Source organism: Microbacterium resistens (genome assembly GCF_021172025.1).
GTDB classification, from domain to species: domain Bacteria; phylum Actinomycetota; class Actinomycetes; order Actinomycetales; family Microbacteriaceae; genus Microbacterium; species Microbacterium resistens.
Map to the genome: position 1 here is coordinate 2154017 of NZ_CP082781.1, position 13571 is coordinate 2167587.

A 13571-nucleotide genomic window follows, 5' to 3' on the forward strand; every position below is an offset into this window, starting at 1 on the left:
ACACATCAGACCCGTCAGCGACGCGTCGTCCTCACTCGAACCATCGACGACCGACGTCGCCGGGTCCGTTCCCAAGGACTCATCATCATGTCGAACACCGCCCTCCTCGAGCGTCCCGCCACCGCCCCGACCCGTCTCCACGTCGTGCCGAACACTCAGATCGACGCCCCCGCCGAATCCTCGGCCGCCCAGCTTCCCACCACCCGTGCCCCGCGCGGTTTCGCCCTCTACGTCGGCATCGACGAGCTGAAGGCGGCGACCGCGGGGGTCAGCCTGCCCCTCCTCGTCGACGCCCTGCGCCGCACCCTCGCAGAGCTCGCGCCCGAGGCCGAGACGCACGCCACCGTCGCCCTCGCCCCGCAGACCGCCGGCGGCCGGGATCTCGACGTCGTCCGTCTCGCCCTGCACGAGCCCGGCGCCATCGCGCGCTCCAAGGCCGCCGCCGAGGAGCGCGACGAGGACGAGGGCGGCGTCGTGGTCGACATCTCCCGCAAGCGCGTCCTCATCGACGGAGGGTCCGCCTCTTTCACCTACAAGGAGTTCGAGCTGCTGCAGTACCTGGTTCTCCGCGAGGGCAGCACGATCGAGCGCAGCGAGCTCGTGTCCGCCCTGTGGCAGGCCCCCGAGGACGAGACCCCGGGCGAGCGCACCATCGACGTCCACGTGCGCCGTCTGCGGGCCAAGCTCGGCCGGTACGAGGACATCGTGCGCACGGTGCGCGGGGTCGGATACCGTTTCGACCGTCACGCCGACGTCGTCATCCGCTACGGCCACGGCACCCCTTCGCCCGACCGCTTCTGACCCGCCGGGCCGCTTCTGATCCGCCGGGCCGCGGCGTCCGCGCCGGGTTCCGTGCGATCGCAGTGGTCCCGGCACCGCGCATGGGAGTCGTGCCGGATCGACGGCATGTCGGCTCCCGGACGGCCGACCGCGCCTCGTCCGTGATGCCGGCGAGCCGGCCGAGCGGACGATGTCGCCGCGCCGACGTAGGGTGATCGCATGACGATCGTCCGCACCGCGCGCACCGGGCCCCTCCCGACGCCGCGGCACACGGAGCGTCCGAGCGAGACGGTGTATCGCTCGCGCCACCCGCTCGATCTGCATGCGACGGTGGCGGTGCTCCGTCGCGGCGGGACGGACCCGACGATGGCGGTCGACGGACCGGTGATCTGGCGGGCGTCCCGCACCCCCGCCGGTGTGGCGACCCTGGCGCTGCGCGCCGTCTCGGGCGAGGTGAGGGCGACCGCGTGGGGGCCGGGCGCCGGGCACGCACTCGACCAGGTGCCACGGCTGTGCGGCGCCGCGGACGACGCCGCGGGCTTCGACGCCTCCGCGCACCCGCTCGTCGCTGAGGCGGCCCGACGGAACCCGGGCCTCCGCCTCGCTCGCACGGACCAGGTATTCGACGCCCTGGCGAGCTCCATCCTGGAGCAGAAGGTGACGGCCATGCAGGCCTTCGGCGCCTGGCGCGCCCTGGTGTCCCGCTTCGGCGAGCGCGCCCCTGGCCCCACGCCGCGCCCCCTGTCCGCGCCGCCCGATCCGGCCGGATGGCGGCGCATCCCCTCGTGGGCCTGGCACCGCGCAGGCGTCCAGCCGCCGCAGTCGCGGACCATCGTGCGTGCGGCGGAACGCGGCGAGCGCATCGCCTCCGCCGTGCTGCAGGCGGCGGGCGGCGCCGCGCGGGACGCGGTCCTCACGAGCCTTCCCGGGATCGGCGCCTGGACCTCGGCCGAGACGCGGATCCGCGCGCTCGGCGATCCGGACGCCGTCAGCGTCGGCGACTACCACCTCGCGCACGAGATCGGCTACGCCCTCACCGGCAGCAGGACGGACGACGAGGGGATGATCGCCCTCCTCGCCCCGTGGGCGGGTCAGCGCCAGCGCGCGATCCGGATGATCCTCGCCAGCGGCGTCGTCGAGCCCCGGCGGGGTCCGCGCCTGGCCCCCGAGGACCACCGCGATCGCTGACCGCCGCTTCACCCGAAACCCCCTCTCCTCGCCGACACCCCCGCGTAGATACGCGTTTCAGCGGGGGTCTCGGCGGGCAGAGGGCGTTTCGGCGCCGGACGAGGGTTCGGGCTGGCCGAGGGGGCAGCGGGCAGAGGGGGTTTCGGCGCCGGACGAGGGTTCGGGCTGGCCGAGGGGGCAGCGGGCAGAGGGGGTTTCGGCGCCGGACGAGGCCGTGACGGCGACGCCTAGACTGGCGGGATGCAGACTCCGCGGCGCACCGGCCTCCGGATCCTCGTGACGCTCGGCTTCCTCGTGCTGGGGATCGTCGTGGGACTCATCCTGCAGAACGTCGTCCTCGCGCTCGTCCTCGCCGCCTTCATCTGGACGATCTGGTTCCTCGGATTCGAGACCCGCCGCGGGCGCAACACCGGTGTGAACGACGAGGACAACGGCATCCAGCTCTAGCCGCCCCCTCCCCCGTCGCCGCCCTCCCCGCCGAGTGGTCAGTTTCTGCGGGTTCGCGGGCCGGGAACCCACAGAAACTGACCACTCGACCACCGCGTCGATGCGGACGTCCCGGGTCAGCCGTCGCGGGTCAGTAGTAGACCGCGAGGGGGCCGTGCGGGCCGTCGACGACCCGGACGGGAGTGTCGAAGACCCGCGTCAGCACCTCGTCGGTCATGATCTGCGCGGGCGGGCCGAACTCCACCACGCGCCCGTCCTTCATCGCGCAGATGTGATCGGCGTAGTGCCCGGCGAAGTTGATGTCGTGCAGCACCACCACGATCGTGCGGTCGAGCTCCTCCGCCGCTCGGCGCAGGTGCTTCATCATCTGCACGGCGTGGCGGAGGTCCAGGTTGTTCAGCGGCTCGTCGAGCAGCACCGCCTCGGTCTCCTGGGCGAACACCATCGCCACGTACGCGCGCTGACGCTGGCCCCCGGAGAGCTCGTCGAGGTAGCGCGACTCGAGCGGGCCGAGCTCCAGGAAGTCGATCGCGCGGCTGATGATCTCCTCGTCGACGCGCGTCAGCCGCCCCTTCGAGTACGGGAACCGGCCGAAGCCCACGAGCTGGCGCACGGTCAGCCGGGTGACGAAGTGGTTCTCCTGCCGGAGGATCGAGACGATCTTCGCCAGATCCTTGGACGGCGTGCGCGCCACGTCCATCCCGGCGATCTCGATCGCCCCCGCGTCCATCCCCATCAGCCGGCCGGCCATGGTCAGCAGCGTCGACTTGCCCGCGCCGTTGGGACCGATGAGCGCCGTGACCCCGCCCCGCGGGATCCGCAGGTCGACGGGTCCGATCCCGACCTCGGTGCTGTACTGGCGGCGAACGCCCTCGAGCGTGATCACAGACGCCCCTTTCTGAGGATGACGATGAGGAAGACGAGACCGCCGACGAACTCGATGATGATCGACACCACGCCCTGCGCGGAGAAGACGTTGCGCATCACGAAGTAGGCCCCGGTGAGGATCGTGAACGCGGTCAGCACCGCGATAGGGAAGACCAGGCGGTGGTCATAGGTGTCGGCCAGCTGATAGGCGAGCGTGGCGACGAGGAACCCGAGGAAGGTCATCGGCCCGACCAGCGCCGTCGACGTCGCCATCAGCACCGCGACGAGGAACAGCACCACCATGAGCTCCCGCCGGTGGTTCAGCCCCAGGGACGTCGCGGTGTCCGCCCCCAGCGCCATGACGTTCAGCCGGCGAGCGCGTGCCCACAGCAGCGCCGCCGCCCCCACGCACAGCGGGATGGCGAGGGGCAGGTACGCGGGATCCGCGTTGGAGACGTTCCCGAAGAGCCGCGCCGCCAGCACGTCGAACTCGCTGGGCGTGAGCAGGCGCTGCATGAACGTGGCGACAGCCCCGAGACCGCCGCCGATGACGATCCCGACGAGCAGCATGATCTGCAGGTTCGCGTAGCGACCCGTGAGGAGCCACCCGTAGAGCAGCATCGCCAGCCCGACCATGATCGCGATCTGGAGGGTGAACTGCCACAGCCCCTGGATCGCGACGAGCCCCGCGATCCCGAACAGGTAGACCGAGGTCGTCTGCACCGCGCGGTAGAGCGACTCGAACCCCATGATCGACGGGGTGATGATGCGGTTCGTGGTGACGGTCTGGAACGCGACGGTCGCGACCGCCTGGCAGACGGCGACGATCGCGATGACGATCACGTTGTTCCATCGCCGGTTCGCGATCCGCCAGAACCCCTCCGAGCCGACGGGCATCGGGTTCCCCCACGCCAGCATCCCGAAGGCGAAGCCGAGCGCGAGCACCGCGAGGACCGACACCACGATCACGAAGCGCCGCCGGGTGTGCCGCGCCGGCAGCGCACCGGACGACCGCGCGGGCGCCGGGAGCGCGCGGGTCCGCATCGCCTCAGCCACGGCGACGCTGCCTCAGCAGGAGCAGGACGAAGACGACCGCGCCCACGATCCCGAGCACGAGGGACACCGGGACCTCGAACGGCATGATGATCGTCCGTCCGATCAGATCGCACAGGGTCACCACGCCGATCCCGAGCAGGCAGACCCACGGCAGGTTGCTGCGCAGGTCGTCGCCGCGGATCATCGAGACGAGGTTCGGCACGATGAGGCCCAGGAACGGGAGGTTTCCGACCACGACGGTCACCACGCCGGTGACCACCGCGATCAGGACGGTGCCGAGCAGGATCATCCGGTCGTAGTTCACGCCGACGTTCGTGGCGATCTCCTCGCCGAGCCCGGCCACGGTGAGCCGGTCGGCGACGACGAACACGATGACGCCCACGATCGCGACGATCCACAGCATCTCGTACTGTCCGCGCAGGACGGAGGTGAAGCTGCCGGCGAACCAGACCCCGAGGCTCTGCAGCGTGTCGGTCGAGAGCGCGACGTAGGTGGAGACGGAGCCGATGACGGCGCCCAGCATGATCCCGACGATCGGGACGATGAGGGAGGAGCGGAGCGTCACCCGACGCAGGAACAGGAAGAAGACCATGGTCCCGACGAACGCGGCGAGGATCGCCCCCGCCATCCGCAGCGGGAGCGGGGCGTTGGGCACGAGGATCATCACGGCGAGGAGCCCGAGCCCTGCCCACTCGGTCGTGCCGGTCGTCGTGGGCTCGACGAAGCGGTTCTGGGTGAGCATCTGCATCACGAGCCCGGCCATCGCCATGGAGGCGCCGGCGAGGACGAGCGCGATCGTGCGCGGGATGCGGGTGATCTGGAACATCTCGGCGCCGTCCGAGGAGCCGGCGATGTCGTAGACGCCGACGGCGAGGGAGGCGGCGAGCAGGACGGCGACGACGAGGACGCCGATGAGCAGCCGGACGTCGAAGAGCCGGCCGCGGGAGCGCGTGGGGGAAGCGGTGGCGGAGGTCATGGGGGCGAGTCGGCGGCGGCGTCCGGAGCGGTCCGGACGCCGCCGCCTCAGGCGTTCTTTCGTCCTTACTTCTTCGCGGCCTTCTCGAGCGCGTCCGCGAAGTCGTTGAGGAAGGTCGTGTAGGTCTGGATGCCCTCGTTCAGGTAGGTGTCGGTGGGCATGTAGATGATGTGCCCCTCCTTGACCGCGGTGACGTTCTTCAGCGCCTCCGAGCTCTCCAGGATCTGCGCGGCCTGCTTGTAGTCCGGCTGGTCGGCGGCGAACACGGCGTCGCGGTCCATCACCAGGATCCAGCTCGGGTTCGACTCGGCGATCGCCTCGACCGAGATGTCGTCGCCCTGGTGGTCGGTCGACGAGTCGGCGACCTCGAGGGCCGGGGTCAGGTCGAGGAAGTCGAACACGGGGCCGAGCGTGCGGCCGACGGTCGGGGCGACGTAGCCGATCTCGCCGCCGGAGGTGATGACTCCCATGACGCTCTGGGACGAGTCGTACGCCTTCTTGGCCCGCTCGACGGCCTTGTCGAAGTCCTTGACGAGCGCGTCGGCCTCCTTCTGCTTGCCGAAGACCTCGCCGAGCACGGTGACCTGGCGCTTGAGCTCCTCGTCGAAGGGCTCGCCCTCGCGCGGGTCGAGCTCGAGCACGGTCGCGTCCGGCACGAGCTGGGCGAAGTCGTCGTGGTACTGGCTGAAGCGCTGACCGTTGATGATCAGGTCCGGCTCGACGGCCACGACCGCCTCCAGGTCGGGCTCGTTGTGCGTTCCCAGGTCGATGATCTTGTCGTCCTTGGTGTACGGGTTACCGTCCGACATCAACGAGACCGCGGCGGCGGAGAGCTCGATGCCCCAGTCGTTGAGCGTCTGGAACGTGCGGTTGTCCGTGGCGACGACCGACGAGGGCGGGGTGGCGATGGTGTGCTCGCCGTTGTTGTCCTCGACGGTGACGGTGCTCGACGCGCTGCTCGGGACGGTCGTCGGCTCCGCGGCGGGTGCGGCCGAGCATCCGGCGATCGCGAGGAGGGAGACGAGGCCGACACCGGCGGCGGTGAGCGTTCTGGGCACGGACATGGAAGGACTCCTGTTCTGCTGCTGTGCGAGGGTCGTCGGCAGGCGGCACCGATATGTAGGTAAGCCAACCCTAACCTGACGGATTCAGGCTAACCTACGGATATGACTTCGTCGAACCCGACCCCCTCGTTCACGATCGAGCGGCGCCCGCTCGACCTCCGCTTCCGCACCGTCGCGCTCGCCGAGCGCGAGTGGGTGACCCCGGAGTACGTGCGGGTGCGCCTCCAGGGCGCGGACCTGGCCGGCTTCGACTCCCCCGGTGCCGACGACCACATGCGACTCTTCTTCCCGGACACGATCCCCGACACCGTGGAGGAGCTGCGGGCGTCGCCGAGCCGGGAGTACACGCCGCTCGCCTGGGGCGAGGACTGGCTGGACGTCGAGTTCGCCGTGCACGGCGACGAGGGCGTGGCCGCGCCCTGGGCCGCGACCGCGCCCCTCGGCGCGCGGATCGGCGTGGGCGGACCCCGGGGTTCGGCGGTCCTGACCGGCTCGCCCGAGGGGTGGTTCCTCGCCGGGGACGAGACGGCGATCCCGGCGATCCGCCGCTTCGCCGCGCTCATCCCGGCCTCCGCCCCGGCCCGCATCGTGATCGAGACCCGATCCGCCGAGACCGAACTGGCCGTCGACGCCCCCGTGGCGGTCGAGTGGCTGCACCGCGGCGATGCCCCCGCGGGAACCGCCCTGATCCGGTACCTCGACGGGTTGGCCGAGGACGACGCGGTCGCGGCGGACCCGTTCTGCTTCATCGCCGCCGAGCAGGCCGTCGTCAAGCCCGGCCGTGCGCTGCTGGAGCGCTGGGGCGTCGACACCTCGCGCGCGGTCGTGAAGGGGTACTGGAAGCGCGGCGAGGCCGAGTACCACGCCCCGCACTGAGTCGCCGGCCGCGATCGGCACCCCTGGTCCCGTTCCGCACACGGATTCCGCGGATCGCTGTGGTGATCGGGACGCAGTGTGCAGATCGGGCACGGATCCGCCAGACTGGCGCCCATGCCCGTCTTCGACCACCTCGGCGTCAGCGTCGAGGATCTCGCCCGAGGGATCGCGCAGTTCGATCCCGTTATGACCGCACTGGGGTTCGAGCGCAGCGACATCGAAGGGTCGTCCGCCTGGTGGAAGGAAGGCGAGACGGAGTTCATCGTCTTCGCCGCCCGCGAGCCCGGAAGCGGCCCGCACCGCCACGGCCGCGTCGGCTGGCAGCATCTCGCCTTCGCCGTCGACTCCCGCGAGGAGGTGGACCGTCTGCACGCGATCGCCGTGGAGGCGGGGTGGAACGTCGTCCGCGAACCGAAGCTCTATCCGCGCTTCTCGGACCGGTACTACGCCTCCTTCCTGGAGGACGACAACGGGATCCGGATCGAGTTCATGCACAACCCTCCGCGCGAGACGGTCGACACGGCCGTGCCATGACCGGGCGGTACGTGCAGGACGAGGATCGCGTCGACGCGCGCCCGGCGAGGCCCAACGGCACGGCGGTCCTGATCGTCGCCGGCTCCAGCGGTCGGATGGAGACCGCGCGGGCCGAGCTCCTCGCGAGCCAGGGGGTGCACGCCAGGACCATCCGCTGGTTCGGCGGCGCGGCGCAGCGCCCCGCCCCGCACGAGGTGCCGTTGGAGATCTTCGCGGCAGAGGCCGAGTCCCTGCGCCACCATCACGACCGCGTCGTCCTGATGGGGACGTCGTTCGGCTCCGAGGCGGTGCTCCTGACCGCGTCCGCCGAGCCCGTGGACGCCGTGATCGCCATCGCGCCCAGCTCCGTCGTCTGGCCCGGTCTCCTCGACGGCGGCTGGTCCTCGCACTGGACCCGCGGCGGGCGGGCCCTCGCAGCCGTGCCGTTCGACGGCGACTGGACCCCGGAGACCGACCCTCCCGCCTTCCGCTCGCTGTACGAGCGGAGCCTCGCCGCCCACGAACGGGCCGCCGCCGGTGCGGAGAGCCCGGAGATCCCGGTGGAGAGGATCGACGGCGAGGTGCTCCTCGTCCACGGAGGGGACGACCGGGTGTGGCCGAGCGATGCCTTCGCCCAGCGTATCGTCCGCCGCCGTCGTGCCGCGGGGCTCGACACCGCCGTGATCGCCCACCCGGATGCCGGGCATCGGCTCGTCCTCCCCGGAGAGCGACCGCCCGCCGGCGGGACCCGGATGCAGCGGGGAGGGAACGAGGCCGCGGACCGGGCGCTCGGGCTGCTCGCGTGGCCCCGGATCCGCGACCTGCTGCGCATCCGCGCGCTCTGACGCCCTCCACGACGGCCGTCCGCGGTCGATGCCCGCGGACGCGGCGCACGACGACGGGCGCCGGGACCAGACGTCGTCCGCGCCGCCTGTGCCCGCGCGGTCGCGGCCCGGCGCAGGCATCGCGTACACTCGACGCCATGGGAACTCTGTGCAGCGCTCACGTCGGTGTGCGCTTCTACGGCTACCGCGACCGCCGCGCCTGACGGCGCGTTGACGCTTCGCTAGCCCAGCCTCTCGCGCCGACGCCGGTCGACCTGCACCCGCACGGTCTCACCGGTCCGCGTGCCTCCGCGCGTCCTCTCTGAGACGCCGCACGCCGTCGTCCCGGTGACCCTTCCGGGTGCTCCCCTCAACCCTGGAGAGCGCCATGCGTCGTCATCCCCCGTCCTCTCGTCCCCCTCGCCCGACCCCTTCCCGTCACCGCAGCGGATCGACCCGCGTCCGACCTCCGGCGCCGCCCGAGGTGCCGTCGTCCGACGAGCCGCGCTCCCGTCACGGCGGACGCCACGAGCTCGGGCAGAACTTCCTCGCGCACCCGCCCACGGCCCGGTCGATCGCCGACCTGGTCGCCGCGACCCGTGGCCCGATCCTCGAGATCGGTCCGGGAGACGGCGCGCTCACCGCCCACCTGCTGCGTCTGGGACGCCCCGTCACCGCCGTGGAGATCGACGAGCACCGCGTCCGTCGACTCCGGGAGCGGTTCGCCGGCGCGCCCCTGGCGGTGCATCACGGCGACGCCCTGCGGGCGCGCCTGGACGCGCCGGTGCTCGTGGGCAACATCCCGTTCCACCTGACCACGCCGCTGCTGCGTCGCATCCTCACCTCCGGGCAGTGGCGGCACGCCGTCCTCCTCACCCAGTGGGAGGTCGCCCGCAAGCGCGCGGGCGTGGGAGGGGCGACGATGCTCACGGCGCAGGCGGCACCGTGGTTCACCTTCGCCCTCCACGGACGCGTGCCGCGCGGGCGGTTCCGTCCGGTGCCCTCGGTCGACGGAGGGATCCTCGGGATCGCCCGCCGGCCCGACCCTCTCCTGCCACGCCGGGAGCAGCACGGGTACGAGCGCTTCGTGCGTGCCGCGTTCACCGCACCCGGCCGGGGCCTCGACCGCATCGTCGCGCACGCCGCGGGGCGCCCGCTCGCCGACGCCCGGGGCGCGCTGGGCCGCGCGGGGGTGGGATCGCGCGCTCTGCCGCGCGACCTCGCCGCGGAGGACTGGGCCGTGCTCTGGCAGGCGCTGAGGGCGGGACGGTGAGGCGGAGTCCGCGATGCCGTCCGAGCCTCAGGACTCGTCGACGACGGCGGCCACCGCCTCGATCTCCACGAGCTGGTCGTCGTACCCCAGCACGGTGACGCCCATCAGCGTGCTGGGGACGTCGTGAGCGCCGAACGCGTCGCGCACGACCTCCCAGGCCGCGACGAGGTCGGCCTGGGAGGACGAGGCGACGAGGACGCGTGTGCTGATGACGTCGGTCATCGATGCGCCGGCGTCGGCGAGCGCGCGCCGCAGGGTCTCGACGCATCGCGCCGCCTGCCCCGCATAGTCGCCGACGGCGGCGGTGGAGCCGTCGTCCTCGAGCGGGCAGGCGCCGGCGAGGAAGATCAGCCGCGCGTCCTTCGGCGCGGTGGCGGCGTAGGCGTACTCGGCGACGTCGGAGAGGGTGGCGGAACGGATGAGGGTCACGGCGGTCATGTCCCCACTCTGCCAGGCGCATCGGCCCCGGCGGACCGGCGCTGGCCATGTGCGGACAGCCCATTGCGGTTACCCGGGCCCGGGCGGAGACTGAGCGTGCGCGACGACCGTCGCGTCTGTCGAAGGAGCATCATGGCGAACCTCAACCCGTATCTCTCGTTCCGCGACAACGCCCGCGAGGCGATGGAGTTCTATCAGGGCGCGCTCGGCGGCGAGCTCGACATCTCGACCTTCGAGTCCTTCCCCGACATGGTCCAGGGCCCCGACGAGGCGTCGCTGGTCATGCACGCGCAGCTCACCACGCCGGACGGACTGGTCCTCATGGCCTCCGACACTCCGAGCGCCATGCCGTACGCCGCGCCGCAGGGGGTCGCCGTCTCGTTGAGCGGCCCCGATGCGGACGAGCTGCGCGCCGCGTGGGACCGGCTCACCGACGGCGCCTCGATCACCATGCCGTTCGCCCCGGCGCCCTGGGGCGGCCTGTTCGGGATGTTCACGGACCGGTTCGGGATCGACTGGATGGTCGCGACCACCGAGGACTGACGCGCCGACCGCACGGCCGCGTCCGCGGTCCGTGGGAGACTGCCCCGTATGGCCCGCATCGACCACCTCGGGATCACCGTCGACCACGTCCCTTCCGCGTCCGCACAGTTCGACCCCGTCCTCGCCGCGCTCGGCTACCGCCGCACCCACGACGCGGAGGACCTCGCGTTCTGGACCGGCGTCGTCCCCGAGATCCTGCTCTATCCCGCGCGCGAGGAGGGGACCGCGCCGCACCGGCACGGCCGCGTCGGATGGCAGCACCTCGCCTACCGCGTCGAGTCGCGCGCCGAGGTCGACCGGATCCACGGCGTCGCGCTGTCGGCCGGCTGGTCCGCCGTCCGCGAGCCCAAGGAGTATCCGCGCTTCACTCCGGAGTACTACGCGTCGTTCGTCGAGGACGACAACGGCATCCGCCTCGAGGTCTTCCACGACCCGCAGGGCTGGGAGCATCCGTCGCCCGATGCGGAGGACGCAGACGGCGGCGCTCGATGACACCGCCGGTCACGGTGCGCCGCGTGCCCGCCGACCGATCCGAACAGCTGCGCGCCGTCTGGCGCATCCTGGATGCGGCGTACCGCGAAGGCCGTTCCGACGCGGTGCCCGAACCGGAGCACGCCCTGCTCGCCCGGGCACAGTCCCCGTCGCCGTACGCCGAGCGCCGGTGGTTCCTGGCGGAGATGGGGGGGGTGAGCCGGTGGGGGCGGCCGAGCTCGCCTTCTCCCTCGCCGACAATCCGCACCTGGCGACGCTCGCGCTGGGCGTTCTCCCGCCGGTCTGGCGACGCGGCATCGGCCGCGCGCTCCACGAGCGTCTCGTCGCGGAGTGCCGGGAGGCGGGGCGCCGCACGATCCTGACCGAGGTCTCCCGACCGATGGATGCGAGCGGCACCCGCGCCGTGTTCGCCGAGGCCCTCGGCTACCGGGTGGTCCACACGGAGCACGTGCTGCGTCTCGACGTCCCCGGGGCGGACGGTCCCGCGGCATCGACCGCCCCGTCCCGCCCCGATGGGGCCTACGAGATCCTCGGCTGGACCGACCGCTGCCCCGAGGAGTTCCTCCCGGCGTACCTGGCGATGCGCAACCAGATGAACGCCGACGTCCCCCTGGGCGAGATCAACATCGATCCGATCGTCCTCGACGAGGAGCGCCTGCGGGTCTCCGAGGAGCGCACATCCGCGAGCTGGCGCTCGTTCGTGGCGGCGGCCCGCTCCCGCTCGACCGGCGAGTTCGCGGGGTACTCCGTCCTCATGACCCCGAGGGATGACGCGCGCGTGGCACGTCAGGACGACACGCTCGTGATGCCCGCCCACCGCGGACACGGACTCGGCGGGGCGCTCAAGCGGGACACGCTCGCGCGGCTGCGGAAAGAGGCGCCCGAGTGCCGTGTCGTCTACACCTGGACCGACCCTGCCAACACCGCGATGTACCGCACGAACGAGGCGTTCGGCTACCGTCCCGTCGAGGTCATGCACGAGGTCGAGCTCACGGGGTTCTGATCCCTCCGTCAGGCGCGACGGGGAGGGAACCGACGGGTTCCGCGAGATCGTGGCGGTCCTCGCGCGGGACCAGGGGCAGCGCGACCGCGGGCGCCGCCGCCAGCAGGGCGAAGGCCACCGGCGCCCCCACCAGTCCGATCAGCGCGCCGACCGCCGGACCCACCGCGGATGCGACGAGGAACTGACCGGTGTTCTGCACGCCGAGCGCCCGCCCCGCCCACGACGTGCCCGCCGCCTCGGCCACCGAGGTGAACGCCAAACCGTTGTCGGCCACGCTGACCACCGTCGCCAGGACGAAGACGACGGCGGCCGCCGCGTCGATGCGCAGCGCGCCGGCGGCGCCGACCGCCAGCATCACCGCGACCCCCGCGATCGCCACCCACCGCAACACCCGGACCCGGCTGCCCACGCGGTCGCTGACGCCCCCGATGAGGATCCGGCCCAGTGCGCCGACGAACTGCGCGACGGAGATGAGCAGCCCGGCCATCGTGGCGTCCCACCGCAGATCGGTCACGAGCCAGACGACGCCGAAGATCGACAGGGCGAACTGGGGCACGACGAGCAGCGCCGACACGAGGTGGATGCGCCACAGGAACGACCCGGCGCGGTACGGGTTGGCCGGACGGGCGAGCACGGCCTCCGTCCGCGGGGCCCTGGGCGGGTTGCGGATGCCGATGGCGCACAGCACCGCGAGCGCACCGGTGAGCACGGCGGACAGGAGGAGGGCGGCGCCCACGCCGGCGCCTCCCACGAACGCGGGCACGAGCACGGCGGCGACCGACACGCCTAACGGCTGCGAGATCTGGCGGACCCCCATCGCCAGCCCTCGGCGCTCGCGCGGGAACCACCCGATCACCACGCGTCCGCTCGCCGCGTTCACGCTCGCCGAGGCCGCGCCACCGACGAGCAGCAGCAGCCCCAACAGCGCGCGATCCTCGGCCAGGGCCGCCGCGCCGAGGGCCGCCACCGCGGTGAGCGCGGATCCGCCGGCGATCACGATCCGTTCCCCGTGCCGGTCCGCCAGGGCACCCCAGAGCACCATCGTCAGGACGAGCCCCACCGTCGGCGCGGCGGCGAGGAGCCCTCCCTCGGCGAGCGACATGCCCTGCTCGGCATGCAGATGCGGAATCAGGAAGGCCGGGGTGCTCACGAACACAGTCCCCGCCGCTTGGGCGGCGACGCCGAGGGAGAGCATCATCCACGCTCGACGCGGCGTCGCAGAAGCCATCGC

The 13571-nt window shown here is 72.3% G+C and carries 16 protein-coding genes; 10 read left to right on the forward strand and 6 right to left on the reverse strand.

What is annotated here, in order from left to right:
* The first annotated feature begins 87 nt into the window (after window positions 1-87).
* The 3 genes from K8F61_RS10265 (at window position 88) to K8F61_RS10275 (ending at window position 2415) form a co-directional block, all read left to right on the forward strand.
* On the forward strand, window positions 88-801 hold the full coding sequence (locus K8F61_RS10265) for a winged helix-turn-helix domain-containing protein (protein WP_231818925.1): 714 nt from the start codon (window positions 88-90) through the stop codon (window positions 799-801).
* A 198-nt stretch (window positions 802-999) separates the two neighbouring features.
* Window positions 1000-1968, forward strand: coding sequence for a DNA-3-methyladenine glycosylase family protein (locus tag K8F61_RS10270; protein ID WP_231818926.1), 969 nt, complete (start codon window positions 1000-1002; stop codon window positions 1966-1968).
* Window positions 1969-2208: 240 nt separating this feature from the next.
* Window positions 2209-2415, forward strand: a complete 207-nt coding sequence (locus K8F61_RS10275; protein WP_067249248.1) for a hypothetical protein — start codon at window positions 2209-2211, stop codon at window positions 2413-2415.
* A 130-nt stretch (window positions 2416-2545) separates the two neighbouring features.
* On the opposite strand, the gene K8F61_RS10280 is transcribed toward K8F61_RS10275, so the two are convergent.
* From K8F61_RS10280 to K8F61_RS10295, 4 genes are all read right to left on the reverse strand, one after another.
* Window positions 2546-3301 carry an iron ABC transporter ATP-binding protein gene (locus K8F61_RS10280; protein WP_231818927.1) on the reverse strand — a complete coding sequence of 252 codons (756 nt, stop codon included), beginning with the start codon at window positions 3299-3301 and terminating at the stop codon, window positions 2546-2548.
* On the reverse strand, window positions 3298-4326 hold the full coding sequence (locus tag K8F61_RS10285) for an iron chelate uptake ABC transporter family permease subunit (protein ID WP_378819760.1): 1029 nt from the start codon (window positions 4324-4326) through the stop codon (window positions 3298-3300). Before K8F61_RS10285 ends, K8F61_RS10280 begins: the two co-directional genes overlap by 4 nt.
* Window positions 4327-4330: 4 nt before the next feature.
* Window positions 4331-5314 carry an ABC transporter permease gene (locus tag K8F61_RS10290; RefSeq protein WP_067249239.1) on the reverse strand — a complete coding sequence of 328 codons (984 nt, stop codon included), beginning with the start codon at window positions 5312-5314 and terminating at the stop codon, window positions 4331-4333.
* Window positions 5315-5379: 65 nt separating this feature from the next.
* Window positions 5380-6378: a siderophore ABC transporter substrate-binding protein gene (locus K8F61_RS10295; protein WP_231818929.1), complete on the reverse strand. Its 999-nt coding sequence runs from the start codon at window positions 6376-6378 to the stop codon at window positions 5380-5382.
* A gap of 102 nt (window positions 6379-6480) precedes the next feature.
* Between K8F61_RS10295 and K8F61_RS10300 the strand changes: the two genes are divergently transcribed.
* The 4 genes from K8F61_RS10300 (at window position 6481) to erm (ending at window position 9864) form a co-directional block, all read left to right on the forward strand.
* Window positions 6481-7254 (forward strand): siderophore-interacting protein, encoded by a 774-nt coding sequence (locus K8F61_RS10300; RefSeq protein WP_231818930.1) that lies wholly within the window; start codon window positions 6481-6483, stop codon window positions 7252-7254.
* Window positions 7255-7368: 114 nt separating this feature from the next.
* Window positions 7369-7788 (forward strand): VOC family protein, encoded by a 420-nt coding sequence (locus K8F61_RS10305; protein WP_219085312.1) that lies wholly within the window; start codon window positions 7369-7371, stop codon window positions 7786-7788.
* Window positions 7785-8612: an acyl-CoA thioester hydrolase/BAAT C-terminal domain-containing protein gene (locus K8F61_RS10310; protein ID WP_231818931.1), complete on the forward strand. Its 828-nt coding sequence runs from the start codon at window positions 7785-7787 to the stop codon at window positions 8610-8612. Before K8F61_RS10305 ends, K8F61_RS10310 begins: the two co-directional genes overlap by 4 nt.
* Window positions 8613-9075: 463 nt before the next feature.
* Window positions 9076-9864 carry a 23S ribosomal RNA methyltransferase Erm gene (gene erm, locus K8F61_RS10315; RefSeq protein ID WP_231818932.1) on the forward strand — a complete coding sequence of 263 codons (789 nt, stop codon included), beginning with the start codon at window positions 9076-9078 and terminating at the stop codon, window positions 9862-9864.
* A 27-nt stretch (window positions 9865-9891) separates the two neighbouring features.
* Here the strand turns inward: erm and K8F61_RS10320 are convergent, their stop codons facing one another.
* Window positions 9892-10302, reverse strand: a complete 411-nt coding sequence (locus K8F61_RS10320) for a RidA family protein (protein ID WP_067249930.1) — start codon at window positions 10300-10302, stop codon at window positions 9892-9894.
* Between the two features lie 132 nt (window positions 10303-10434).
* Between K8F61_RS10320 and K8F61_RS10325 the strand changes: the two genes are divergently transcribed.
* From K8F61_RS10325 to K8F61_RS10335, 3 genes are all read left to right on the forward strand, one after another.
* The gene (locus K8F61_RS10325) at window positions 10435-10845 is read left to right on the forward strand and encodes a VOC family protein (RefSeq protein WP_219085309.1); all 411 of its coding nucleotides are present in this window, start codon (window positions 10435-10437) and stop codon (window positions 10843-10845) included.
* Between the two features lie 48 nt (window positions 10846-10893).
* Entirely contained in the window at window positions 10894-11337 is a 444-nt protein-coding gene (locus K8F61_RS10330) for a VOC family protein (RefSeq protein WP_067249924.1), read from the forward strand.
* 202 nt (window positions 11338-11539) lie between these two features.
* Window positions 11540-12340, forward strand: coding sequence for a GNAT family N-acetyltransferase (locus K8F61_RS10335; RefSeq protein ID WP_231818933.1), 801 nt, complete (start codon window positions 11540-11542; stop codon window positions 12338-12340).
* Here the strand turns inward: K8F61_RS10335 and K8F61_RS10340 are convergent.
* Window positions 12327-13568: an MFS transporter gene (locus tag K8F61_RS10340; RefSeq protein ID WP_231818934.1), complete on the reverse strand. Its 1242-nt coding sequence runs from the start codon at window positions 13566-13568 to the stop codon at window positions 12327-12329. The two genes, K8F61_RS10335 and K8F61_RS10340, sit on opposite strands and share 14 nt — an antisense overlap.
* Between the last annotated feature and the right edge of the window lie 3 nt (window positions 13569-13571).